Below are 22,752 nucleotides of genomic sequence, written 5' to 3'. Positions count from 1 at the left end.
CCTTTCAGTTGTATAGGTCCGGGCGAACGCCGTTCAGCCGATCGGAGCGGCCTCGACGGACAGCCGATAGCGGGTGGTGAAAGTCTGATCGGGTTCGAAGGCAATCGCCGTTGCAACGCCGGATGCCGCGATGGGATTGTCGCCTGTGGAGACCGCCGGTCCGAGATCGAAGGCGGAAGCTATCGGCTCGACACCAAGCGCCACATGTCGCCCGTTCCAGGGATAGGCCTTGCGTCCGCGGTTGCTGAACCAGAGCAGAAGGCTCGGAAAATGTTCCTTCTGCCAGGCAAGCCGCGCGCGAAAACCCTCGTCGCGATAGTGGAGCACCAAGCTGCCATCGATACCGGAGAGCTGCAGCAGGTCCTCGGTCTCTTCGACAAGCGGCACCTGCGATGCGTCGATGCTCGCATCGCCACGCGTATCGACCTTACCGAGCGACGACCACTGCCGGTTGGGCGAAAACAGAGCCGCGCCCGGTTCGACATCGCCGGGAAAGCTCCAGACTTGGTCATAAGCACCGGGTTCGATGGCTACCGAACCGGGGCGGGTCGAGAGCCGGAACGTCGGATGCAGGCCGATCGGCAGGCGGCACGGACGCCGAGCCTCGATTTCCAAGGTGAGGTCGACAGCCGCCGCATTGGGATCCGGCACGATCCGCCGCCGCAGCAGGCGGATCGGATGGGTCTCCGGATATTGGCATTCCATGGTGATCTGACGGTCGTCGCAGGCGCCCCAGTCCCAATGGACGTTGGAGCTTTGGCCATGCGGCACGTCGGCGCCCGCAAAACTCTCACCGTCTACGGGCCAGCCTGCGGGAAGCGTGCGGTCCGTGTCGCTGCCGAAAGGCACACACGGCCACTCACCACGCAACTCCCTCAGGATTTCCGGCAGCGTCTCCCGCTCGGGGTTGTTGCCCCATGGCGCCACATGCAAGGGGCTGACCTGGCGTCCATCCGGCAGCAGGAACAGCACCGGGCCGAGCATGCCGCCGAGCGACTGCACCGTGAGGCAGCCATGCGCCCAGGCAAGGGCGCGCCGTGTCGTCTCCGCGCTCACCGGCTTGCCACCCCAAACCGATTTTCCGGCATGCCCGGGACTTCGACACGCATGGCATAGAGGCTGCCAGCAAGGCGCTCGGCTGGCCCTCCCCCGGCCGTGGTGATGTAGAGCGTCTTCAAGTCTGCGCCGCCGAAGGTGCAAGTGGTGATGTTGGTGACCGGCATGTCGATCGCCTCGGCAAGGCTCCCATCGGGCGCTATGCGCGCGATGCAGCCACCGCCATAACGGCAGTTCCAGAGGAACCCATTGCTGTCGATCGCCGAACCGTCGGGCGCGCCGCGGCCGAAACCGGTGAAGAAGTATCGTTCGCCGGAGATCGCTCCAGCCCTTGCATCATAATCGAAGGCATAGATCTCGTTGGCCAGCGTATCGCCGAAATAGAAAGTGGTTCGATCCGGGCTCCAGCACAGCGTGTTGGAAATGCCGAGGCCTCGCCGCCATTCGGTGACGGCACCATCGGGCGCGATCCGGTAGAGGATACCCTCGCCCGGCGCGACGTCTCCAAGCTGGCCATCGGGAAGGACATTGTTCTTCATCGAGCCGACCCAGAAATTTCCGACTGGATCGGCGCGGCCGTCATTCAGCCGAACCCGTGGCGAACCGGGCAGGACGAAGCCGTGATCCTCCTGCCGGTCGGTTTCGGGCCACCACCAGATGAGCTTCGAACCGAGGGCGACCAGCAGCCGTCCGTCTTCACGGGTCAGCGAGATCGCCACCACTGGCTCGTCGAACAGCCACGTCCGGACCGCTCGCGTTGCCTCGTCATAGCGATGGATCAGAAACCGGTTGATGTCGGTCCAGTAGAGCGCCGCCTCGTCCGCCGACCAGACGGCACCCTCTCCGCAGCGGTCACCGACAGGCGCGACGCAGATAAGCTCACGGGCCATCGCCACCTCCTATTCCGCTGCGATGCTTGTCGGGATCGACCGCGACGGGCCGAGCGCCTCGGCATTCTGCACCAGCGCCTTCATGTAGCCGAGCGCGAAAGCTTTGCCAGCGTGCCAGGAGGCGCCACAGGTCATGGCCGGCGTATGGTCGGGGATCATCACGCCCTGATAGTTCTCGTCGCGCAGGATGCGGATGATCTCCGCCATGTCGATATCGCCCTCGTCGACGAAGGTCTCGACATAACGCGGCATCTTTCCGCGCACGTTGCGGAAGTGGATGTAGCCGATGCGGCCGGAGCGGGCGAAGCGGCGGACATGCTCGTAGATGTCGCCGCCCGGCATTTCCTGGAGCGAGCCGAGGCAGAGTTCTAGCCCGTTCGAGGGCGAGTCGACGATCGACATCAGCCGATCGTACTTCTCCGGCCGGTTGACGAGCCGCGCGGTGCCGCGCAGTTCCTCGGCCGGCGGATCATCAGGGTGAGCGCCAAGCACGACACCCGCCTCTTCGGCGACCGGCACGACCTCCTTCAGGAAGTGGCCGAGGCGCTCCCAGAGCTCCGCCGAGCTGACGGAAACGGAGGCAGCGCCGGCGACGCCGCGACGATAGCGCATGTTCCAGATCATGCCGTCGGGGATCGGTGCATCCGGGCTTGGCGCGATGCTGTTTTCGACGCCGAAGCCGACGGATTCGGCGCCACCGCGAGCATAAGGACCACGGGTCCAGCCATAGACACCGGCGAGCGAGAAATTGTAGCCGATGCAGGGAATCCCGGCGCGGCCGGCGTCGCGAATGAGCTGCTTCAGCCCCTCGATCTGCTGAGCGCGCTCAGGCCCGTCGAGCAGTACGTCATGCCAGAAGCGCGGCGAGAAGTTCTCGATCGCCGCAACCTCCAGCCCGCCGGCCCTGACGTCCTTCACCAGCGCCGAAAGCTCTTCGTAAGTCCAGAGCCGGTCACCGGAACAATCGCCCCAGCCGCCCTGATCGCCGCTGTCGATCTTCGGATCCTTGCCGGCGAAATAGTTGGTGAGATGCGCGACGACATGGGTCGCCCCCGCCTGCACGGCAAACTGAAAGTTATCCGGGGTGAGTTGCTCCCGGTAGAGCCCAAGGCCGATTTTCATCTTGTCTTTTCCTATCCGATTATTTGACGCCGATGCCGGCCGTGAGGCCGCCGTCGATGCGGAAGTCCGAGCCGGTGACGAAGGCGGCGCGATCCGAGGCGAGATAGGCGACCAGTTCGGCCACCTCCTCCGGTTCGCCGATGCGGCCGATCGGGTGCGCAGCGCCGAAGCGGGCAAAGGCTTCCGCCTCGCTGACGCCCTCGCCGCCATAGGTGCGGGCAGCGAGCGCCAACAGCGGCGTGCGCACCGAGCCGGGGCTCACCGAATTGACCCGGACCTTTGCTGCCGCGTGATCGAGCGCCATGGCGCGGGTCAGCGCGTGGATCGCGCCCTTGGAGGCGACATAGGCCGCGACATTCTGCTGGCAGGCATGGCCTTGCACCGAGGAGATGTTGACGATCGCGCCGCCGCCGCGCTTCATCATTTCCGGAATGCCGAAGCGGCCGGTGAGGTAGATCGAGCCGACGTTGACCGCGAGGCAGCGGGCAAAGGTCTCGGCGCTGGTATCGAGCACCGTGCCATAGGGATGGACGGCCGCAGCATTGACGATGATGTCGAGGCCGCCATGGCGCAGCGCCGCCTCGCGCACGGCCGCTTCCACTTCCGCCTCGAACGAGACGTCGGTCAGCCGGGTCGACATCGGCAGGTCACGCTCTTTCGCGATGCGGTCGAAGATCTCGTTGGTGGCGACGTCGTTGCCGCAGGCAAGCACGGTCGCGCCTGACGAGGCGAGCCGGATTGCCGAGGCAAGCCCGATGCCCGACGTGCCGGTGACCAGTGCCACTTTTCCCTTGAATTCAGTCATGATTGTCTCCGCGATGGATCGCGATGATCCGGGCCGGCGTCGGCACGGGACCATAAGCGTGATCGTTACTCATAGAGGGCGCGGGATGCGGACACCCCGCACCGGTCTCAGCGCACCCGTTCCAGAACCTGGTTCAGGAGCACGGCGCCGAGGATGATCCCGCCGCGCACGACGTATTGCCAGTATTCGCTGACATTCATCAGCGTCATGCCGTTGGAGATGCAGCCAAGGAACAGCACCCCGATCAGCGTGCCCCAGATGCGGCCCTTGCCGCCGAAGAGCGAGGTGCCACCGATGATCACGGCCGCAATCACGTCGAGCTCCATGCCGGTCGCCGTCGTCCCGGTGCCGGCCCCGATCTGCGAGGCGATCAGCGTGCCGGAGACGGCGGTGAGAGCGCCCGTCAGGCCCAGCGTCAGCGCCTTCACCTTCCAGATGTCGATGCCGGAAAGGCGGGCCGCTTCCATGTTGCCGCCGACCGCGTAAACCTCGCGGCCGAAGCTCGTGTACTTCATCAGGAAGTGCATGGCCGCAAAGGTCAGCGCGAAGATATAGACCGGGAACGGGATGCCGAAGAGGTAACCGCCGCCGAGGAAATCGAAGCCGAGCGGGAAAGACGACATCGGGAAGCCGCCGGTGATCAGATTGGCGACACCGCGAAGCGCTGCGAAAAGCGCCAGCGTGGTGATGAAGGTCGGCACGTTGAACCACTGCCGAAAGCGGCCGGTGAGATAGCCGAGCGAGAAGCCGAGCAGCAACGCCGCGGCAAAACCTACCGTGACCGCGCCCCAGTCGCCGAAGACATCGGTGAAGCGATCGGCAAACCAGGCGACGATGCAGCCGGCAAGGGCAGCACCCGCACCGACCGAAAGGTCGATCTCGCCGCTGATGATCACAGCCGTCATGCCGAAGGCGATGATACCGAGCATCGAGACCGTGCGTAGCACGTTCAAGACGTTGCTGGTGGAGGCAAAGCCCGGTGCGACGAAGATCAGGAAAATCACCAAGGCGGCGAGGATGATCTCCATCGGGTAGGTTTTCAGGAATTTGAGCGGGGTGTTCTGCCCGCCGCCTTCCGTGGTCTGGCTTACGAGTGTCATTGCTTGGCCCCTTCCATGCACAGGCCGTAAAGTTCGGTCAGGTCGGTTTTCGTCGGATCCACTTCGGCGACAACGGCGCCGTGGTGCATGACGAGGATGCGGTCGGCGACCTCAAGCACCTCCTCAAGCTCCGTCGAAACGAAGATGCTGGCGAGGCCGTCGGCGGCCTTTTGCCAGATGATGTCGAAGATCTGGCGCTTGGCCTGAACGTCGACGCCGCGGCTCGGCTCGTCGAAGAACATCACCGACGGCTGCCGGTTCAGCCACTTGCCGATCACCACCTTCTGCTGGTTTCCGCCCGACAGCGACGACACCGGCAGTTCCGGATCGCCGCACTTGATGTGCAGATCGGCGATCTGGCGGCGCACATGCGGCTGTTCGCGCCGGCGCGAGATGAAGCCCTTGTTGGAGATCGGGCCGAGGCTCGCCATGCAGAGATTGTCGGCGGTCGAAAGCGACTGCACCAGGCCGACCTCCTTGCGATTTTCCGGCGTGTAGCCGAGCCCCGCCTTGCGCATGTCGCGGGGGCTCGCGCCGGTCATGTCACGACCGTCGAATGTGACCCTACCGCCATCGATCCGGTCGGCGCCGAAGATCGCCCGCATCAGTTCCGTGCGCCCGGCGCCGAGCAGGCCGGCAATGCCGAGAATCTCGCCGGGATAGAGATCGAAAGAAACATTCTGAAAATGCCCGGAGCGGCTAAGGTCGCGCACTTCGAGCACCGGCCTGGTGCGATCGAGTGTGCGCCGTGGCGGCCGCGTCGCACGGGCGGCATCGCCGAACATCATGCCGACGATCGCCGACGGCGTCGTCGCCTTCATCTCGACCGCGCCGATATAGTGGCCGTCGCGGATCACCGTGCAGGTGTCGGCGATCTCGAAAAGCTCGCTCATGCGGTGGGTGATGTAGATCATCGTCACGCCGCGGGCGCGCAGCCGCTCGATCAGGGTGAAGAGCTGCTTGACCTCGCGCGACGCCAGCGCCGAAGTCGGCTCGTCCAAGAGCAGGATCGACGGGTTAAAGGACATCGCCTTGACGATCTCCACCACCTGCTGCTGGCCGACGCTGAGCGCCGAAACCGGCTGGCGGGAGTCGATTGCGAGCCCCATGTCGGCAAGCAATTCGCCGGCGCGTTTGTGCAGGCCCGTCCAGTCGACGACGCTGAAGCCGGCCCGGCGCCGATGCGGCAGACGGCCGAGAAAGATGTTCTCGCCGACGGAAAGCTCCGGCACCAGCGAAAGCTCCTGGTGTACGGTGACGATGCCGGCGGCAAAGGCGTCGTGCGGCGAAGTGAAATGGCGATCCTCGCCATTGACGCTGATCGTGCCCGATGTTGGCTCGGTGACGCCGGCGAGCAGCTTGACGAGCGTCGATTTGCCCGAGCCGTTCTTGCCCATCAGGGCATGCACCTGGCCGGGTGCGAAGCTGTGGGTGAATTCAGAGAGGGCGACAGTCGGGCCGTAACGCTTGGTTACGGCCCGAAAGTCCAGCCGTCCCTGCACCCCTTGCAACGCGGCTGAACTCGGTTGCGGATAGCTCATGCGGATTTCCTGCTGTGCAAGACAAGGGAGTGGCGAGCGCGATGACCCGCCGCTCGGCTCACGTCAGAACCCAATCACTTCAGCGCCTTCAGGCCTTCCTTGTAGGCGGCGACGGCCTGCGTATCGGCGCGGGTCAGAGGCAGCACCGGCACGTTGACCTTGGTCTCGATCTTCTTGCCGTCGAGCAGGTTCTGCGCCGCTTCGATCGCCTGCTTGCCGACCTCGAGCGGCTGCTGCGCCGTCGTTGCCTGCAGCACGTTGTCGGAATTGAGCAGCATGTTGGCGAGCTGCTCGGAACCGTCGGTGCCGAAAACGAAGACCTTGCCTTCAAGACCAGCCTTCTTCACCGCCTGGACCGCACCGATCGTGCCGCCTTCGTTGGCCGCATAGATCACCTGGATATCGGGATTGGCCGTCAGCATGTCACTGGCGACGGCGAGCGCCTTTTCGGCGAGCCAGGCATCCTGTTGGGCGACGATGTCGACCTGATCGTTGACGACGCTCAGGAACCCGTCGACGCGGGCGTTCGACTGTTCGGGCAGCAGTGCCTTGAAGGCGAGCGTGCCGATCTTGACCTTGCCGCCGTTGCCGAGCGTCTTCAGGAAATCGGTCGCGGCCTTGCCGGTGCCGATGCCGATATCGCGGTCCGAGCTTGTCACCGTTGCCTGGGCGACGTCGCCATTGGCCGAGGTTCCGTAGGTGACGACGGTGATGCCGGCGTCACGTGCCTTCTTCAGCGCCGGCACCGAGGCATCGGCGGAAAGCGGAGCGACGACGATCGAGTTCACGCCGCGGGCGATGTAGGTGTCGATCAGCTGCGCTTCCTTCTCCAGCTTGCTGTCGCTGTTGCCGGCCAGAAGCTCGTCACCGGCGGCTTCCGCCGCCTTTTCCATGCCGATCTGGATGCCGCGGAAATACTGGTCCTGCTGGAAGACGATGCCGGCGATCGCCTTGCCGCCGGCAAAGGCCGCACCCGGCGCGAAGCTGACGGTGGCAAGAAGTGCGGCAAGCGCCAGACGTTTCATGTTGCTCATATTGGTTCTCCTCCCAAGTGCCCTGTTCGTGCCGCCGGACCAACGGGCGAAAATCCGGCAAATGGCTGCCCGCACCGCATGAAGCGCGGTCCGGACCCAATCTCCAAAATGCTTATCGTGGCTGCAGGCCGCCCGGCGGGGCATCGACGAAGCGAATGCCGAACTCCAGATGACGGCTCATCAGGTAGACATAGGCGATGCGATCGCGCGCCCGCAGCGCCCGAATGATCTCGGCATGCGCCTCGAAGGTCGCCGCATGCACCGGGCGCTCGGCCTTGCCGAGACGCATGACCTCCTCGATCACAGAACGCAGCATGTGATAGGCGGCAAGCGTCGTGCGGTTGCCCGAGAGTTCGACGATCGCCGAGTGGAACTCATAGTCGCACTGTGCGGCCGCCTCGACGCTCTCGGCCTCCAGAATGCGGGCATTGATCGCATCCAGCCGGTCGAAATCGGCGTCGCTGGCCGTCAGGATGATGTGTTCGCCGACACCGGTCTCGATGATACGACGGAAGCCCTGCAGGTCATGAAACGAGTCCGGCGAGATACCGTTGTGGAAGGCAAAGAGGCGACGGATCGCCTCGCCGTGGCCGCCGCTGATGACGGCACCCACCTTCGGGCGGGTCTCGACCATGCCATAGGCGCGCAGAACCTGCAGCGCCTCGCGCACGGTGTTGCGGCCCGCCTGGAACTGCTCGCCAAGATCACGCTCGGTCGGCAACGCGTCGCCGACACCAAGGCCACGCTCGGAGATCATGTCGCGGATCTGCTCGACAAGGCGATCGACGGCCGAGGTCTTCCCCGGCTCGACGGCCTCCACGCCCGACAGTGCATCTTCCCGTACCGAACTGCTCACCGGCTCTCCTCCCTGCGATGTTTTATTTGTTGGTCCAGATCACAGTTTCCGTCAAGAGAAAATTTGATACTCTCATCTGAATCACTGATTTTCGCGCAAATTCGCCGATTTCAGGCTTGAATTGTTGGACCAATGGGACATTATTGCCGAGCGTGGTCCAACAATAACCACGGAAGCGGGTAGGAGTTCTGCATGAGAATGATGGAAGAGTGCTTTCGCTGGTATGGGCCAAACGATCCGGTGCCGCTCAGCCACATCCGGCAGGCAGGCGCCACGGGGATCGTCTCGGCGCTGCACCATATCTACGACGGCTCGCCCTGGTCCGATGAGGCGATCCTGAAGCAGAAGGCGCTGATCGAGGCGGCCGGCATGCGCTGGAGCGTCGTCGAGAGCATTCCGGTGCACAACTCGATCAAGCTCGCGACATCGGACAGTGCCCGCTACATCGGCTGGTACAAGGACACGCTTCGCGCCCTGGCGCGGGCGGGCATCGAGATCGTCTGCTACAATTTCATGCCGGTGGTCGACTGGACGCGCACGGAGCTAGTGCAGCCCCTGCCGAACGGCGGCTACGCACTGCGCTTCGACGCCGTCGACTTTGCCGCCTACGATCTCTTCGTGCTGAAGCGTCCGCGCGTCGAGGACAGCTATTCCGAGCGGCAGATCTTCGTCGCCCGTCAGCGCTTCGATGAGATGGACCAGGCGAAAATCGACCGGATCGAACGCAATCTGATCGCCGGCCTTCCGGCAACCGAGCGCCAGTTCAACCGGGCAAGCTTCCTCGCTGCCCTCTCGGAATATGACGGCGTCACCGCCGACGCGCTGCATGACAACCTGGCGCGCTTCCTCAAGGAGATCGTGCCGGTCGCCGAAGAAGTCGGTATCCGGCTCTGCATTCATCCCGACGACCCCGCCTTTTCCCTCTATGGCCTACCGCGCATCGTCTCCACGCCGGCCGACGTCAGGCGCATTCTCTCAGCCGTCGACAGTCCCGCCAACGGCATCACTTTCTGCACCGGCTCCTACGGCACGCGCGCGGATAACGACCTGCCGGCCATGGTGCGCGAATTCGGTCCGCGCATCCATTTCGCCCATCTGCGCAACGTCCGGCGCGAAGAGGACGGCTCATTCTACGAGGCCGACCATCTTGGCGGATCGAGCGACATGCCCGCGGTGATCCTCGCGCTGATGGAGGAACAGGAGCGCCGCGTCCGCGAGGGGCGCACCGACTGGCAGATCCCGCTTCGGCCCGACCACGGGCATCTGCTTGCCGACGACATCGGCAAGGAGCGCATCAACCCCGGCTATTCGCTGATCGGGCGCTTGAAGGGTCTCGCAGAAATCAGAGGCGTCATGCAGGGCATCGCGACCGCCATGGCGCATAAGGCTTGAGGGAAGACATGAAACATTTTGAAGACGATACCCAACTCTTTGCCGCCATGCGCAGCAGGCTGTTCACGGCCGTGGTTGGCGACATTCTCGACACGATGGGCTTGCAGCACCAGTTCCTGCCGCCGCAGATCAAGGCGCTGCGCGACGACATGGTCGCCGTGGGCCGCGCGATGCCCGTGCTTGAAGCGGATTTCTTCGCGACGGCGGAGGCCGGCGGTCATTCGGAATTCAGCGCCAAGCCCTTTGGCCTGATGTTCCATGCGCTCGACAGCCTGAAGGAAAACGAGATCTATGTCTGCTCCGGCTCGTCGCCGCGATACGCCGTCTGGGGCGAACTGATGTCGACGCGGGCCATGAAACTGAAGGCGGCCGGCGCAATCTGCGACGGCTATTGCCGCGACAGCGCCGGCATTCTCGCGCTCGATTTCCCCACCTTCTGCTACGGCTCCTATGCCCAGGACCAGGGACCGCGCGGCAAGGTCGTCGACTACCATATCCCGATCGAGATCGGCGGCATCCGCATTCGGCCGGGCGACATCCTTTTCGGCGACCGCGACGGCGTGCTCGTCATCCCGAAAGAGGCGGGGCGCGAGGCGATCGCCTTGGCGCTGGAAAAGGCCGAGACCGAAAACAAGGTGCGGCTCGCCATCGAGGCCGGCATGAGCACCGTCGAGGCGTTCGAGCGCTTCGGTGTGATGTAAGCACAGGATGAGGCGCCCGCACCCCGGCGCCTCACTTCAATCGGCTCAAATCCACCGGGCGGCTATTGATGATCGCCTCCATCGAGAAAAAGCCGGTGACCGTGGCGAGGTCGAAATTGGTGATGAGCTTCTGGTAGAAGCCGTCATAGCCGCGCATGCCGCGCGTCACCACCTTGATCAGATAATCCCAATCCCCGCCGATGCGATAGAAATCGATCACCTCCGGCAGTCGCTCGACATGCTGGCGGAAACCGTCGCTCCATTCCTTGGAATGATGGCGCGTGCGGATCATCACGAACACGGTGAGATCCAGCCCCAAAACGTCAAGATCGATGTCCGCGTGCGAGCCCCGGATCACGCCGATCGCCTGCAGGCGCTGCAGACGGCGCCAGCAGGCGTTTTGCGACAGGCCGACCTTCTCGGCCAGATCCCGCTGCGACAGCGACGAATCTTTTTGCAATGCGGTAAGAATGTTCAGATCGAACGCATCGATTTTGAACGAAGATTCGATCATTTGACACAATTCCTCGATGAAACCGCAGAAGATAGGTGAAGTTTTCGACCCTGGACGGGATTAGAATTGCTGTCAATGTCCGCTCCGAGGAGTAAGCGCGATGATCGTGCCCGCCGTCCACCAGCCCTGCGAGGCGCTCTCGCCGCTCGCCCGGTTCCGCCAATCCCTCAACCGGCCGGGTCTTATCGCCGATCTTCGCGACGATCTGGTCGGAGCGAAGGCGCGGATCGCCGGCCCCTACGGCACGAAGGCACTGGTTTATGCCGACTATGTCGCCTCCGGGCGCGCGTTGCGGGTGATCGAGGATTTCGTGCTTGAAGAGGTCCTGCCCTACTACGCCAACAGCCACACGGAAGCCTCCTATTGCGGGGGCTTCATGACCCGGATGCGGCGGGAAGCACGGGCGCTGATCGGTGAGTTCTGTGGCGCCACGGCCGACCACGCCGTGATCTTCACCGGCTCCGGTGCGACCTCCGGTATCAACCGGCTGGTCAAGCTCGTCGGCGTTACCGACGCGGTTGCCGCCGGCAAGACCGTCCGCGTCATCATCGGCCCCTACGAGCACCACTCCAACATTCTGCCCTGGCGCGAAAGCGGCGCTGAGATCGTCGAGATCGCCGAGTGCCCGGCGGGCGGACCCGACCTCACGGAGCTTCGCGAAGCGCTGAATGCCGGTTCGCCCGAGCTGATGGTCTGTACGCTTTCGGCCGGCTCGAACATCACCGGCATCACCAGCGACGTGGCCGCGATCACCCGCATGGTCAAGGCCGCCGGCGCGAAGATGATCTGGGACTATGCCGGCGCCGGCCCCTATGTTCCGATCGCCATGTGCCCTGCGTCCGGTGCCGAAATCGACGCCATCGTCGTTTCGCCGCACAAGTTCATCGGCGGGCCGGGCGCTTCCGGCATCCTTATCGTTCGCCGCGACAGCGTCACGACGGACAAGCCGACCTGGCCGGGCGGCGGCACGGTGAAATTCGTTTCGCCGGATACGCACGACTACAGCGCCAACATCGAAGCCCGCGAAGAGGCCGGAACGCCGAATGTCGTCGGCGACATCCGGGCGGCGCTCGCCTTTATCGTCAAGCACGCCATCGGCCTTGAGAACATGGAGCGGCGCAACCGCGAACTGGCGGAGCAGGCGTTTGCCGCCTGGAAGGCCATTCCGCAACTGGAGCTGCTCGGCCTGCAGGAACCGGACCGTCTGCCGATCTTTTCGTTCCGCATCAAGAACGGCAAGGGCGGCTACGTCCACCAGCAGCTCGTCACCCGCATGCTGAGCGACCGCTTCGGCATTCAGGCGCGCGGCGGCTGCGCCTGCGCCGGACCTTACGTGCACCGGCTGCTGTCGATCGATGCCGCGCACTCCGAACAGATCCGCCAGGCGATCCTTGCCGGCGAGGAAATCGAGAAGCCGGGCTTCACCCGGCTGAACTTCAGCGTGCTGCTTTCGGAAGACAAGGTGAAATACATCCTCGATTGCGTCATGCAGCTGGCCGCCGACGCGCCGAGCTTCGAAGCCGACTACGATTTTGACCCCGCCCGCGCGATCTTCTTCCCCTGCGCCGCGGCTGAAGAGGCCCTCGCCTATGCATAAGCCCGATGTGACCGGCTTTTACGATCCCCGCACCGGCAGCATCCAATATGTCGTCGCCGACCCGGCGACCGGCAAATGCGCAATCATCGATCCGGTGCTGGACTTCGACGAAAAATCGGGCTCGACCGCCACGCGCAACGCCGACGCGATCCTCGACCATATCGCCGCCAAGAACCTCTCCGTCGAATGGATCCTCGACACCCACCCGCACGCCGACCATTTCTCGGCCGCGCGCTACCTCAAGGCGAAGACCGGCGCGCCGACTGGTATCGGCGAACATGTGAAGGGCGTGCAGCGGATCTGGAAGGCGATCTACAACTGGCCGGACTTCGCCTGCGACGGCTCGCAATGGGACCGGGTGTTTGCCGACGGCGACATGTTCCAGATCGGCGAACTCAAGGCCCACGTGATGCATTCGCCGGGACATACGCTCGCCTCGATCTCTTACGTGATCGGCGATGCCGCCTTCATCCATGACACGCTGTTCATGCCAGACAGCGGCTCGGCCCGCGCCGATTTTCCGGGTGGAAGCGCTGCCGATCTTTGGCGATCGATCCAGGCCATTCTGGCGCTGCCCGATGAAACCCGGCTCTTCACCGGTCACGACTATTGCCCCGGCGGCCGGGAGGCGCGCTGGGAAAGCACGGTCGCCGAGCAGAAATCCACGAACCCGCATGTGGCCGGCAAGACCGAGGCCGATTTCGTCGGCCTGCGCGAGGCACGCGACCGCACCCTGCCGATGCCGAAGCTCATCCTGCACGCGCTGCAGGTGAACGTGCGCGGCGGCGAGCTGCCGGCGCCGGAAGACAACGGTCGGCGCTATCTGAAGATCCCGCTCGACGCGCTCCCCGGCTCGGTCTGGGGGTAGCGGCATCGTGGTGGATCCCTTCCAGCAGATGTTGCTTGCGATCGGCTCCGGTTCTCTCACCGGTTTCACGCTCGGCCTGATCGGCGGCGGCGGCTCGATCCTGGCGACACCGCTCCTGATCTATGTGGTCGGCATCCGCGACGTGCACACGGCGCTTGGCACCGGCGCGCTTGCGGTATCCGCCAACGCCTATCTCAACCTCATCAGCCACGCACTTCGCGGCCATCTCTGGTGGCGCTGCGCGCTGATCTTCACGGTCGCCGGTTCGCTCGGGGCGTTTTTCGGCTCCAGCCTCGGCAAGCTGATCGACGGCCAGCGATTGCTGTTTCTCTTCGGCCTGGTGATGATGTTCATCAGCTTCGCCATGCGGAAAGTCAAATGCGACACGGCGGCGACACCGCAGTCGCTTTCTCTCGGCACACACGGCAAGACCGGCCTGACGGCGCTTCTGACCGGCACCTGTTCCGGCTTCTTCGGCATCGGCGGCGGTTTCCTCATCGTTCCCGGACTGCTGCTTGCGACCGGCATGCCGCTCATCAACGCTGTGGGCACGTCGCTGCTTGCTGTCGGCACCTTCGGCCTGACGACCGCGATCAACTATGCCGCCTCTGGATTGGTGGATTGGCGCATCGCCGGCTACTTCATCCTGGGTGGCGTCGCGGGTGGCGTGATCGGCACGATCGTTTCGACGCAGCTTTCGACCCAGCGCGATACGTTGACCAAGATTTTCCGTGCGATCATCTTTTCCGTCAGCCTTTACGTTCTCTGGCGCAGCTACGGAGCCGTGTGACCGGCTTCGCCGTCCGCAATCCATATGACGGCGCGACTGATCGGTCCTTGGCCGGAAACATACGCAGCGAGTCCGGAATCGTACTATCTGGATCATTCAAGACAACGGCGTGGCGTGTTTTAATCCTGTCAGCACTCTTTCGGACAGGAATAATCCAATGACCGTTCAATCCATGGACCTCTCGAACAGCACGCCGTTGACCCGCAGGTCGATCTCGCAGCTTCCGATCAACCTGTTCGCCTCGGTAATGGGCGTAACCGGCCTGAGCCTCGCCTGGCGCGAAGCCACCAGGACGATCGGTCTGCCGGCCCTTCCCGGCGAATATGTCGGCTGGCTCGGGACTTCGATCTTTCTAAGCCTTGCGCTCGGCTACGCTTTCAAGTGGCACCGCCATCCGGCCTCGGTCGCCGCCGAATTCGCCCATCCGGTTCAAAGCAACTTCTTCGCAACGGTCGCAATCGGCTTGCTTCTGCAGTCAGCTTTTCTGAACCGCTATAGCCCGCTGCTGTCAGAAGTCGTCTGGACGGCTGCGTCGGCGCTGACCTTCGCCCTCGCTTATGTCGTCGCCAGGGGCTTCCTCGGCCGGCAACAGTCGCGCGATACGACGCTGCCGCCGCTGCTCATCCCCGGTGTCGCCACTCTGGATATCGCCGTTACCGGCCACGCCATGCCGTTCGCCTGGGCACATGAGGTCAACATGCTTGCCTTCTCGGTCGGCAGCGTCATCGCCGCAGTCTTCATTGCGCTGATCTTCTCGCGGTTGCGCCATGAAGATCCGCTTCCGGCGCTGGCTCGGCCGTCTCTCATGGTTCTGGTCGCCCCCTTTGCCGTCGGCTTCCTCGCCTATACCAATGTCACGGGTTCGGTCGATCTCTTCGCCACGGTCCTTTTCTACTTCGCGCTGTTTCTGATGCTCGTCCTGTCGCCGATGGTATTCCGCTCCCATGTCCCCTTCAGCGTCGCCTGGTGGGCGATCAGCTTTCCGCTTGCTGCGCTCTCGATCGCCTTCTTCCGGTATGCTGCGTCTGCCGAGAGCACCGTCCTCACCGCGCTGGCTGGACTGTTCTTTCTGTTTCTGGCTGGCGCGATTGCGGTTGTCTTCTATCGGACGATCAGCATCATCCTCACCGGCAGATTGTTCGAGGTTCGCTGATGGCCGTTCACAAAGTCGCGATCGTCGCAATGCAGGGCGTCCAGCTCCTCGACGTTATCGGCCCTTCGGACGTGTTCGCGGAGGCCAACCGTCAGAGTGGCACCGACCATTATTCGGTGGAGGTAGTCAGCGCCTCCACCGCCCCGGTGCGTGGGTCTTCCGGGCTGACCCTCCTTCCCGACCGTGCGATGGATGACGGCATTGCCGACATCGATACACTGCTGGTTGCCGGGGACCCGCTCATTCACAAACGACCGCTTCCGATATCGCTTCTGACTTGGGTGAAAGACGCATCCGCCCGTGCCAGTCGCTTCGGATCGGTATGCTCCGGCGCCTTCGTGCTCGGCGAAGCGGGCCTGTTGAACGGCAGGCGGGCGACGACGCATTGGTCGCAAGCGGCGGAATTCGGCAAGCGCTTTCCGGAGGTGAAGCTCGAGCCCAACCGCATCTTTACCAAGGACGGCAATGTCTGGACCTCGGCGGGCGTGACAGCCGGCATCGACCTCGCACTTGCCATCGTCGAAAAGGATCTCGGCCTGCACATCGCCTTGAAAGTAGCGCGGGAACTTGTTGTCTTCCTCAAGCGACCCGGCGGCCAGACCCAGTTCAGCACGCTCCTTGCCGGCCAGCTTGCGCAGAAGACCCCTATTCGCGCGGCGCAGGACTACATTGCCGACAACCTCTCTGCCGATCTCGGTGTCGGGGCGATCGCCAGGCGCACCGGCATGAGCGAGCGAAACTTCTCCAGGCAATTCAAGCAGGAGGTGGGCATGACGCCGGCTGACTATGTTGAGAGCATGCGGCTTGAGGCCGGGCGCAGGCTGGCCGAAGACACCAGCATCCCGCTCAAAAAGATTGCGACCGATATCGGGTTCCATGACGATATCGCCTTCCGTCGTTCCTTCGTTCGTCGATTCGGCACGTCGCCGGCGGCTTATCGAAAGAGCTTCGGCTCCTAAGCCTCGCTCAAGGCCCGCGCCGTTACCGCCACCGGAGAAACCAGCATGTTCGATCTGATTATCCGCAATGCCAACCTTCCGGACGGACGGCGAGGTTTCGATGTCGGCCTCAAGGGCGGCAAGATCGCAGCGATCGAAAAGGCACTTGCCGCGACAGCAGGCGAAGAGATCAACGCCAGCGGCCGCCTGCTCAGCCCGCCCTTCTGCGACCCGCATTTCCACATGGACGCGACGTTGTCGCTCGGGCTGCCGCGCATGAACGTCTCCGGCACGCTACTGGAAGGCATCGCGCTCTGGGGCGAGCTGCGCCCGATGTTGACCAAGGAGGCGCTGATCGAGCGGGCGCTGCGCTACTGCGACCTCGCCGTCAGCCAGGGTCTGCTTGCCATCCGCAGCCACGTCGACACGTCCGACCCGCGGCTGGTGACGGCCGAGGCACTGCTGGAGGTGAAGGAGACGGTCGCACCCTATATCGACCTGCAGCTCGTCGCCTTCCCGCAGGACGGCTATTTTCGCGCGCCTGAAGGAGTGGCGTCACTGAACCGCGCGCTCGACATGGGCATCGGCATCGTCGGCGGCATTCCGCATTTCGAGCGCACGATGGAGGACGGCGCCCGCTCGGTGGAAGCGCTTTGCCGGATCGCCGCCGACCGCGGCCTGCCGGTCGACATGCATTGCGACGAGACCGACGATCCGATGTCGCGCCACATCGAGACGCTGGCGGCTGAGACGGTCCGCTTCGGTCTTCAAGGCCGCGTCGCCGGCTCGCATCTGACCTCGATGCATTCCATGGACAACTACTACGTCTCCAAACTCATTCCGCTGATGGCGGAGGCCAAGATCAACGTGATCCCCAATCCGCTGATCAACATCATGCTGCAGGGACGCCACGACACCTATCCCAAGCGCCGCGGCATGACGCGGGTGAAGGAGTTGATGGCGGCCGGCCTCAACGTCTCCTTCGGGCACGACTGCGTCATGGATCCCTGGTACTCGATGGGATCGGGCGACATGCTGGAAGTAGCCCACATGGCCATCCATGTGACGCAGATGGGCGGCATCGAGGACAAGCGGAAGATCTTCGATGCGATCACCGTGAACTCGGCAAGGACCATGGGTCTCGAAGGCTATGGGCTCGATGTCGGCTGTAAGGCCGACCTCGTCCTGTTGCAGGCGGCCGATGTCAGCGAGGCCCTTAGGCTGAAGCCGAACCGGCTCGCCGTTATCAGGGCCGGCAAGGTCATCGCACGGACAGCGCCGCGCATCGGCGAACTCTTCCTCGACGGTCGCCCGGCCTCGATCGATATCGGGCTCGACTACATCCCGCAGGCGCCGACGCCCTGAGCGGAGGCTGCGGCGTCAATCCTCGAAGTCGCCGAAGACGTTCTGTAGCCGGGTCAGCTGGGCGACACGCTCGCCGACCTCGTCGCCGAGCACGACGATGACGTTGCTCAAGAGCAGGTCCATGACCGCGACCGTCGTCGCAGCCCCATCCCAGAGCGGACCATGGGAACCGGGCACGATGAGGCAGATGTCGGAAACCTCGGGCGCCCAAGGGCAGAACTCGTCGGTGAAGAGTATAACCTTGACGCCGGCCCGGCGCGCCTCCTCCGCCAAGGGCCGCGCCTTGGCGGCAAACCGGCGCACGTCGTGCAGAAACAGCACCCGACCCTCGACGGAGCCGTCGAGCAGCTCGGCATAGGTGCCGTTGAGGCCGTCGACGAACTGCACCCGCGACCGGGTATAGGAAAGCTGGCTGGCGAAATATTGCGCGATGCCGCGCACGTTCTGATAGGCCGCGACATAGACCTCGCTGGCAGAGATCAACGCGTCGATCGCCTGCTGCCATTCCGGCGCGGTCGTCAGCTCATAGATCATGCCGAGATTGTCGATCTGCTGCTGGATAAGACCGGCAAGCAGCTTGCCTTCGCGATTGTCGTCGCGCAGCCGGCCGACCGATCCCTTCACCTGCCAGGCCGGATTGTTGGAGCCGTCGCGCCGAAGCTCCAGCTTCAGCTCGTCGAGACCGTCGAAGCCCATGCGCCGGAGATAGCGCCCGACCGTCATCGGTGAGACCTCGAGCCGGGTCGCGATCGAGCGCGCCGTCTCGAAGGGAATGTCGGCGAGATTTCGCTCGATGTAATTGGCGATGAGCTTGTCCGATTTCGAGCGTCTGAGCTCGTCGCTGCGCACCAGCTTCAGGATTCGCTGTGCCACGTCCCCTCCCCTTGCATGATCAAAGCGGGATGCCGGCAAGGCTTCGCCGCACACCCCGCTCCGTCGCATCGCCTGTTTATTGCGCCGTCTTCACCTTCGTCCAGACCCGATCGAGCTGGCGCACGCCGGGGCCGAGATCTTCGAAAATCTGCAGCTTCTGCATGGTTTCCGGCGGCGGATTGATTTCTTTGCTATTCTTGATCTGCTCGGGGGTCAATTGCCGCGCCGGGACGTTGGCGGTGCCGTTCGTCTGCTGCTCGATGTTGAGTGCAGCCACTTCGGGGCGCGTGTAGAACTGCATGAACTTGACGGCGTTCTCCTTGTTCGGCGCGGTCTTCAGGACGCAGATATCCTCCTGATACATCGTCGCGCCTTCCTCCGGGATCACGTAGCCGAGATCCTTCGGATTGCCGAAGACGTCGACCATCGAGCCGACGAAGAAGTGGCCGGCCGCCACGTCGCCGGCCGCCACCATTGGACGGGTGTCATAGGTGAAGGCGGCGACTTCGGGCTTCATGGCGATGATCGTATCGGCTGCCTGCTGCAGTTCCGCCGGATCGGTGGAGTTGACCTTGTGGCCGTTGAGGATCAGGCCGACCGACAGCACCTCGCGCATGTCGTCGAGCAGCGTGAACTTCAGGCCTTTGGCCTTCACCGTCTCGATCAGGTCGCGCCAGCCGGTTACGTCCTTGCCGAGCAGTGTGCGGTTATAGAGGATGCCGACCGTGCCGAAGGCATAGGGCAGGCAATATTCGCCCTTCGGGTCGCTCTTGGCACGAAGGAACGTGGGGTCGATGTTCTTGAAGCCCTCGTAAGTGTTGATGTCGGTCTTTTCCAGCAGGTCGAGCTTGGCCATGATGTCCTGCATGTGCACCGACGGAAAGACGATGTCATAGCCCGTGGCGCCGCCCTGGATCTTCGCCAGCATTTCCTCGTTGGAGGAATAGGTCGAGAGGTTGACCTTGATCTTAGTCTCCTCCTCGAACTTCTTCAGCACGGCCGGATTGATGTATTCGCCCCAGTTGTAGATGTTGAGCTCGGCCGCCTGCGACGTGCCGAAAAGGGCTGTCAGCGTCGCCAGGGAAAGTGCCACTGTGCGTGCACGGGTCGCGAAAGCTCTCCTGCCTCCGCGGGTCGTCCCGTTTGTCGTCGTCATTGAAATTCTCCTCTGATGGTTTCTGGCCGGACGGCCTGACACGACCTTGACCGGCCGCTTACGGATCACGGCTTCTCGTGGCCGTTGACTCCGATAGGCAAATGGTATCCATATATCGAAAACGCACAAGCGTTATTTGCATAACATTTTGGGGAACAGAAGTATGCAGAATTCCATCGTCCGGCTGGTGGAGGCGAGCAAGGCCTTTACCACTCCGGAAGGCGGCACCGTGACCGCTCTCGACCGTATAGATCTCGATGTCCGCCGCAACGAGTTCCTGACCTTGCTCGGCCCATCCGGTTGCGGCAAGACCACTCTGCTGCAGGCGATCAGCGGCTTCGTCGAACTCGACGGCGGCTCCATCCTGATCGACGGCGAAGACATGACGGACCGGCCGCCCTACCGTCGCCCGGTCAACACTGTCTTCCAGAACTACGCGCTGTTTCCGCATATGACGGTCGGCGAAAACGTCGCCTATTCGCTGGAGGTTGCAGGCGTTGCCAAGCCGCAGCGCCGGGAGAAGGTCGCCTCCGCCTTGAAGATGGTCGGGCTCGAAGGCATGGAAGCACGCAAGCCGCGCCAGCTCTCCGGCGGGCAGCAACAGCGCGTGGCGCTCGCCCGCGCGATCATCGCCCGGCCGAAGCTGCTTCTGCTCGACGAACCGCTGTCGGCGCTCGACAAGAACCTGCGCCAGGCCATGCAGATCGAGCTCAAGACGTTGCAGAACGAGCTCGGCATCTCCTTCATTTTCGTCACCCACGACCAGCAGGAAGCGCTGACGATGTCGGATCGCGTCGCGGTGCTGTCAGGCGGGCGCATCCAGCAGCTCGATACACCGCGCGCCATCTACGACCATCCGGTCAACACTTTCGTTGCCACCTTCATCGGCGCCAGCAATCTGTTCGAAGGCAGGCTCGACGGCGACCGGCTGATGACGGCTGACGGCATGGCGATCCGCCACCGGCCCTGCGAGCGGAAAATCTCGACAGAGGCGACGGCGCTGATCCGGCCGGAACAGTTTTTCCTCGCCGAGGACAACGCCCCCTTCCCGACGATCGACGTCGATCTCGACCAGATCGTCTTCGTCGGGTCCACCTTCGAGCTGTTCGGCCGCACCGCCGAGGGCCGCAAGGTCGTTGCCGAGATCCCGGCCAACCGCCGCAATCTCGTCGGCACGGTCGAGCAGACCCGCAAGGCGCGGCTCGCCTACGACCCCGCGGCCGTGCACCTGATCGGCGCAAACACGGGGGTGGCGTAAGATGACGATCGCCAGTCGCCGCCGCTTCCAGCTTGCGCTCCTGCTCGGGCCCGTCTCGGCCTTCCTCGCCGTCTTCTTCCTCGGGCCACTCGCGATCATGATCGTGACAAGCTTCCTCGCGCCCGGCCTTTATGGCGGCGTGGAATGGACCTTCTATCCGCATAATTTCGGCCGCATTCTCGGCTTTGCCGATCCGATGTTCGAGGAATTCGATCCGATCTACATCGCGATCTTCCTGCGCTCGATCGAGATCGCCGCACTGACGGTGCTTGCGACCCTTCTCGTCTGCTACCCCGCGGCCTTCTGCATCGCCCGGCTCTCCGAGCGCTGGAAGAATTTCTGCCTGTTCCTGATCACGCTGCCCTTCTTCACCAGCCTGATCGTGCGGCTCTTCGTCTGGGTGCTGATCCTGCGCCAGACCGGTCTCGTCAACGAGGTGCTTCTATCCACGGGGCTGATCGAAAGGCCGCTCGACCTGATCTATACCCAGGGCGCGATCATTCTCGGCATGACCTATGTGTTCATTCCCTTCATGTTCATGCCGGTCTATGCGAGCGTCGAAAAGCTCGACTGGACGCTGGTGCGCGCCTCGCTCGATCTCGGCGCCGGTCCGGTGCGCACATTCTGGCGCGTGATTCTGCCCCTGACCGCACCCGGCATCGCCGGTGGCGCCGTCATCGTCTTCATCCCGGCGCTCGGCAACTTCGTCGTGCCGGCGGTGCTTGGCGGCGCCAAGGTGATGATGTTCGGCAACCTCATCGAGCAGCAGTTTCTCGCTGCCCGCAACTGGCCCTTCGGTGCGGCGCTGGCGATGATGGTGATGAGCGTCATGCTGATCATGATGATCGCCCAAGTGGTCATCTCCGGACGGCGCAGCGCTGCCGCCGCGGCGCTGGCACGGTGAGGCGCACATGAAGATCGCTCGATCCCTTTTTGCCAGTGGCCTGCTTGCCTACACCGGCCTGTTCTTCGCCTTCATCTATATCCCGCTCGTGGTCATCGCCGTCTATTCGTTCAATGCCAATCCGGTGAACATGATGACCTGGACGGGCTTCACCACCGAATGGTACGCCCAGGTTCTCGGCTTCAAGACCAAGGTCTCAGAAAGCGCGCTCTACATCGAATCGACCGGGCAGTTGCTTCAGGCGGTGTGGAACAGCCTCGTCATTGCCGCCTCGACCACCGCGATTGCGACCATCTTCGGCACGGCGATCGCGATTGCCCTCTATCGCTTCGAATTCGTCGGCCAGCGCTTCTACCGGGTGGTGATGTTCATGCCGATGTTGATGCCGGATATCGTGCTCGGCATCGCGCTCCTGATCTTCTTTGTCAATTCCGGCATCAAGCTCGGCCTGACGACGATCATCATCGGCCAGTGCACCTTCCTGATCTCCTACGTTTTCATCGTCGTCTCGGCGCGCCTTGCCGGCATGGACCGGACGCTGGAACACGCGTCGGCCGATCTCGGTGCCAACGAATGGATGACCTTTCGTCGGGTGGTGCTGCCGCAACTCTTTCCGGCGATCGTCGGCGGCGCGCTGCTCGCCTTCATCATCTCGATGGACGATCTCGTCATCACCTATTTCATCGCCGGCGTCGACGTCACGACGCTGCCGATGTTCATCTTCTCCATGCTTCGGCGCGGCATCAAACCGGAGATCAACGCCATCGCCGTGATGATGCTGACCTTCTCCTTCGTCGTCGCCTCGCTCGGCCTTTACCTTCGCTCCCGGCAGAAATGAT

Annotated in this window: 22 protein-coding genes; 11 read left to right on the top strand and 11 right to left on the bottom strand. The window is 63.5% G+C overall.

From position 1 onward, the window contains the following. Nucleotides 1-33: 33 nt before the first annotated feature. The 8 genes from JVX98_RS05075 to JVX98_RS05040 form a co-directional block, all read right to left on the bottom strand. On the bottom strand, nucleotides 34-1,056 hold the full coding sequence (locus JVX98_RS05075) for a hypothetical protein (RefSeq protein ID WP_192451122.1): 1,023 nt from the start codon (nucleotides 1,054-1,056) through the stop codon (nucleotides 34-36). Beyond that, nucleotides 1,053-1,946, bottom strand: a complete 894-nt coding sequence (locus JVX98_RS05070) for an SMP-30/gluconolactonase/LRE family protein (protein ID WP_192451123.1) — start codon at nucleotides 1,944-1,946, stop codon at nucleotides 1,053-1,055. The genes JVX98_RS05075 and JVX98_RS05070 overlap by 4 nt, the downstream gene beginning before the upstream one ends. A gap of 9 nt (nucleotides 1,947-1,955) precedes the next feature. Then, the gene (locus JVX98_RS05065) at nucleotides 1,956-3,068 is read right to left on the bottom strand and encodes a mannonate dehydratase (protein ID WP_192451124.1); all 1,113 of its coding nucleotides are present in this window, start codon (nucleotides 3,066-3,068) and stop codon (nucleotides 1,956-1,958) included. A 19-nt stretch (nucleotides 3,069-3,087) separates the two neighbouring features. Next, nucleotides 3,088-3,873, bottom strand: coding sequence for an SDR family NAD(P)-dependent oxidoreductase (locus JVX98_RS05060; RefSeq protein ID WP_192451125.1), 786 nt, complete (start codon nucleotides 3,871-3,873; stop codon nucleotides 3,088-3,090). A gap of 107 nt (nucleotides 3,874-3,980) precedes the next feature. Continuing rightward, nucleotides 3,981-4,973: an ABC transporter permease gene (locus JVX98_RS05055; protein ID WP_052201674.1), complete on the bottom strand. Its 993-nt coding sequence runs from the start codon at nucleotides 4,971-4,973 to the stop codon at nucleotides 3,981-3,983. Next, a complete protein-coding gene (locus JVX98_RS05050; protein WP_205236022.1) occupies nucleotides 4,970-6,514 on the bottom strand; it encodes a sugar ABC transporter ATP-binding protein in 1,545 nt (514 codons plus the stop codon). The genes JVX98_RS05055 and JVX98_RS05050 overlap by 4 nt, the downstream gene beginning before the upstream one ends. A gap of 74 nt (nucleotides 6,515-6,588) precedes the next feature. Further along, entirely contained in the window at nucleotides 6,589-7,548 is a 960-nt protein-coding gene (locus tag JVX98_RS05045; protein ID WP_052201675.1) for a substrate-binding domain-containing protein, read from the bottom strand. Between the two features lie 112 nt (nucleotides 7,549-7,660). Beyond that, the gene (locus JVX98_RS05040; protein WP_205236021.1) at nucleotides 7,661-8,404 is read right to left on the bottom strand and encodes a FadR/GntR family transcriptional regulator; all 744 of its coding nucleotides are present in this window, start codon (nucleotides 8,402-8,404) and stop codon (nucleotides 7,661-7,663) included. Nucleotides 8,405-8,605: 201 nt separating this feature from the next. Between JVX98_RS05040 and uxuA the strand changes: the two genes are divergently transcribed. Both uxuA and JVX98_RS05030 read left to right on the top strand, forming a co-directional pair. Then, nucleotides 8,606-9,796, top strand: a complete 1,191-nt coding sequence (gene uxuA, locus JVX98_RS05035) for a mannonate dehydratase (RefSeq protein WP_205236996.1) — start codon at nucleotides 8,606-8,608, stop codon at nucleotides 9,794-9,796. 8 nt (nucleotides 9,797-9,804) lie between these two features. Next, nucleotides 9,805-10,497 carry an RraA family protein gene (locus JVX98_RS05030; protein WP_205236020.1) on the top strand — a complete coding sequence of 231 codons (693 nt, stop codon included), beginning with the start codon at nucleotides 9,805-9,807 and terminating at the stop codon, nucleotides 10,495-10,497. Between the two features lie 31 nt (nucleotides 10,498-10,528). Here the strand turns inward: JVX98_RS05030 and JVX98_RS05025 are convergent, their stop codons facing one another. Next, a complete protein-coding gene (locus tag JVX98_RS05025) occupies nucleotides 10,529-11,011 on the bottom strand; it encodes an Lrp/AsnC family transcriptional regulator (RefSeq protein ID WP_043614014.1) in 483 nt (160 codons plus the stop codon). A gap of 100 nt (nucleotides 11,012-11,111) precedes the next feature. Here JVX98_RS05025 and JVX98_RS05020 point away from each other — a divergent pair, with 100 nt between their 5' ends. The 6 genes from JVX98_RS05020 (at nucleotide 11,112) to JVX98_RS04995 (ending at nucleotide 17,722) form a co-directional block, all read left to right on the top strand. Further along, on the top strand, nucleotides 11,112-12,608 hold the full coding sequence (locus JVX98_RS05020) for an aminotransferase class V-fold PLP-dependent enzyme (protein ID WP_205236019.1): 1,497 nt from the start codon (nucleotides 11,112-11,114) through the stop codon (nucleotides 12,606-12,608). Continuing rightward, nucleotides 12,601-13,476 carry an MBL fold metallo-hydrolase gene (locus JVX98_RS05015; protein ID WP_192451130.1) on the top strand — a complete coding sequence of 292 codons (876 nt, stop codon included), beginning with the start codon at nucleotides 12,601-12,603 and terminating at the stop codon, nucleotides 13,474-13,476. Before JVX98_RS05020 ends, JVX98_RS05015 begins: the two co-directional genes overlap by 8 nt. Before the next feature lie 28 nt (nucleotides 13,477-13,504). Continuing rightward, on the top strand, nucleotides 13,505-14,266 hold the full coding sequence (locus JVX98_RS05010) for a sulfite exporter TauE/SafE family protein (protein ID WP_205236995.1): 762 nt from the start codon (nucleotides 13,505-13,507) through the stop codon (nucleotides 14,264-14,266). 157 nt (nucleotides 14,267-14,423) lie between these two features. Continuing rightward, a complete protein-coding gene (locus tag JVX98_RS05005; protein ID WP_205236018.1) occupies nucleotides 14,424-15,419 on the top strand; it encodes an SLAC1 anion channel family protein in 996 nt (331 codons plus the stop codon). Continuing rightward, on the top strand, nucleotides 15,419-16,378 hold the full coding sequence (locus JVX98_RS05000) for a GlxA family transcriptional regulator (protein WP_205236017.1): 960 nt from the start codon (nucleotides 15,419-15,421) through the stop codon (nucleotides 16,376-16,378). The genes JVX98_RS05005 and JVX98_RS05000 overlap by 1 nt, the downstream gene beginning before the upstream one ends. A gap of 45 nt (nucleotides 16,379-16,423) precedes the next feature. After that, complete coding sequence (locus JVX98_RS04995; protein ID WP_205236016.1) at nucleotides 16,424-17,722, top strand: amidohydrolase family protein; 1,299 nt, start codon at nucleotides 16,424-16,426, stop codon at nucleotides 17,720-17,722. 15 nt (nucleotides 17,723-17,737) lie between these two features. Here the strand turns inward: JVX98_RS04995 and JVX98_RS04990 are convergent, their stop codons facing one another. Together JVX98_RS04990 and JVX98_RS04985 are read right to left on the bottom strand one after the other, a co-directional pair. Next, on the bottom strand, nucleotides 17,738-18,595 hold the full coding sequence (locus JVX98_RS04990; protein ID WP_113539463.1) for a MurR/RpiR family transcriptional regulator: 858 nt from the start codon (nucleotides 18,593-18,595) through the stop codon (nucleotides 17,738-17,740). A gap of 76 nt (nucleotides 18,596-18,671) precedes the next feature. Beyond that, nucleotides 18,672-19,751, bottom strand: a complete 1,080-nt coding sequence (locus JVX98_RS04985) for a spermidine/putrescine ABC transporter substrate-binding protein (protein ID WP_246764803.1) — start codon at nucleotides 19,749-19,751, stop codon at nucleotides 18,672-18,674. A gap of 163 nt (nucleotides 19,752-19,914) precedes the next feature. Here JVX98_RS04985 and JVX98_RS04980 point away from each other — a divergent pair, with 163 nt between their 5' ends. From JVX98_RS04980 to JVX98_RS04970, 3 genes are read left to right on the top strand one after another with little or no spacing between them, the layout of a single operon-like run. Beyond that, nucleotides 19,915-21,009, top strand: coding sequence for an ABC transporter ATP-binding protein (locus JVX98_RS04980; protein ID WP_205236015.1), 1,095 nt, complete (start codon nucleotides 19,915-19,917; stop codon nucleotides 21,007-21,009). A gap of 1 nt (nucleotide 21,010) precedes the next feature. Further along, complete coding sequence (locus JVX98_RS04975) at nucleotides 21,011-21,913, top strand: ABC transporter permease (protein WP_205236014.1); 903 nt, start codon at nucleotides 21,011-21,013, stop codon at nucleotides 21,911-21,913. 7 nt (nucleotides 21,914-21,920) lie between these two features. Continuing rightward, nucleotides 21,921-22,751 carry an ABC transporter permease gene (locus tag JVX98_RS04970; RefSeq protein ID WP_205236013.1) on the top strand — a complete coding sequence of 277 codons (831 nt, stop codon included), beginning with the start codon at nucleotides 21,921-21,923 and terminating at the stop codon, nucleotides 22,749-22,751. Nucleotide 22,752 lies beyond the last annotated feature (1 nt).

The organism is Ensifer sp. PDNC004 (genome assembly GCF_016919405.1).
Taxonomy (GTDB): Bacteria; Pseudomonadota; Alphaproteobacteria; order Rhizobiales; family Rhizobiaceae; genus Ensifer.
This window is presented reverse-complemented; position numbering and strand designations above follow the sequence as displayed.

Bases quoted from the DNA above. Each gene is read 5' to 3' on its own strand.
- uxuA (WP_205236996.1), top strand. From the start codon at position 8,606: ATGGAAGAGTGCTTTCGCTGGTATGGGCCAAACGATCCGGTGCCGCTC.
- JVX98_RS04985 (WP_246764803.1), bottom strand. From the start codon at position 19,751: ATGACGACGACAAACGGGACGACCCGCGGAGGCAGGAGAGCTTTCGCG.
- JVX98_RS04970 (WP_205236013.1), top strand. From the start codon at position 21,921: ATGAAGATCGCTCGATCCCTTTTTGCCAGTGGCCTGCTTGCCTACACC.
- JVX98_RS05005 (WP_205236018.1), top strand. From the start codon at position 14,424: ATGACCGTTCAATCCATGGACCTCTCGAACAGCACGCCGTTGACCCGC.
- JVX98_RS04980 (WP_205236015.1), top strand. From the start codon at position 19,915: ATGCAGAATTCCATCGTCCGGCTGGTGGAGGCGAGCAAGGCCTTTACC.
- JVX98_RS05065 (WP_192451124.1), bottom strand. From the start codon at position 3,068: ATGAAAATCGGCCTTGGGCTCTACCGGGAGCAACTCACCCCGGATAAC.
- JVX98_RS04975 (WP_205236014.1), top strand. From the start codon at position 21,011: ATGACGATCGCCAGTCGCCGCCGCTTCCAGCTTGCGCTCCTGCTCGGG.
- JVX98_RS05070 (WP_192451123.1), bottom strand. From the start codon at position 1,946: ATGGCCCGTGAGCTTATCTGCGTCGCGCCTGTCGGTGACCGCTGCGGA.
- JVX98_RS05025 (WP_043614014.1), bottom strand. From the start codon at position 11,011: ATGATCGAATCTTCGTTCAAAATCGATGCGTTCGATCTGAACATTCTT.
- JVX98_RS05020 (WP_205236019.1), top strand. From the start codon at position 11,112: ATGATCGTGCCCGCCGTCCACCAGCCCTGCGAGGCGCTCTCGCCGCTC.
- JVX98_RS05010 (WP_205236995.1), top strand. From the start codon at position 13,505: ATGTTGCTTGCGATCGGCTCCGGTTCTCTCACCGGTTTCACGCTCGGC.
- JVX98_RS05030 (WP_205236020.1), top strand. From the start codon at position 9,805: ATGAAACATTTTGAAGACGATACCCAACTCTTTGCCGCCATGCGCAGC.
- JVX98_RS04995 (WP_205236016.1), top strand. From the start codon at position 16,424: ATGTTCGATCTGATTATCCGCAATGCCAACCTTCCGGACGGACGGCGA.
- JVX98_RS05060 (WP_192451125.1), bottom strand. From the start codon at position 3,873: ATGACTGAATTCAAGGGAAAAGTGGCACTGGTCACCGGCACGTCGGGC.
- JVX98_RS05000 (WP_205236017.1), top strand. From the start codon at position 15,419: ATGGCCGTTCACAAAGTCGCGATCGTCGCAATGCAGGGCGTCCAGCTC.
- JVX98_RS05050 (WP_205236022.1), bottom strand. From the start codon at position 6,514: ATGAGCTATCCGCAACCGAGTTCAGCCGCGTTGCAAGGGGTGCAGGGA.
- JVX98_RS05055 (WP_052201674.1), bottom strand. From the start codon at position 4,973: ATGACACTCGTAAGCCAGACCACGGAAGGCGGCGGGCAGAACACCCCG.
- JVX98_RS05045 (WP_052201675.1), bottom strand. From the start codon at position 7,548: ATGAGCAACATGAAACGTCTGGCGCTTGCCGCACTTCTTGCCACCGTC.
- JVX98_RS05015 (WP_192451130.1), top strand. From the start codon at position 12,601: ATGCATAAGCCCGATGTGACCGGCTTTTACGATCCCCGCACCGGCAGC.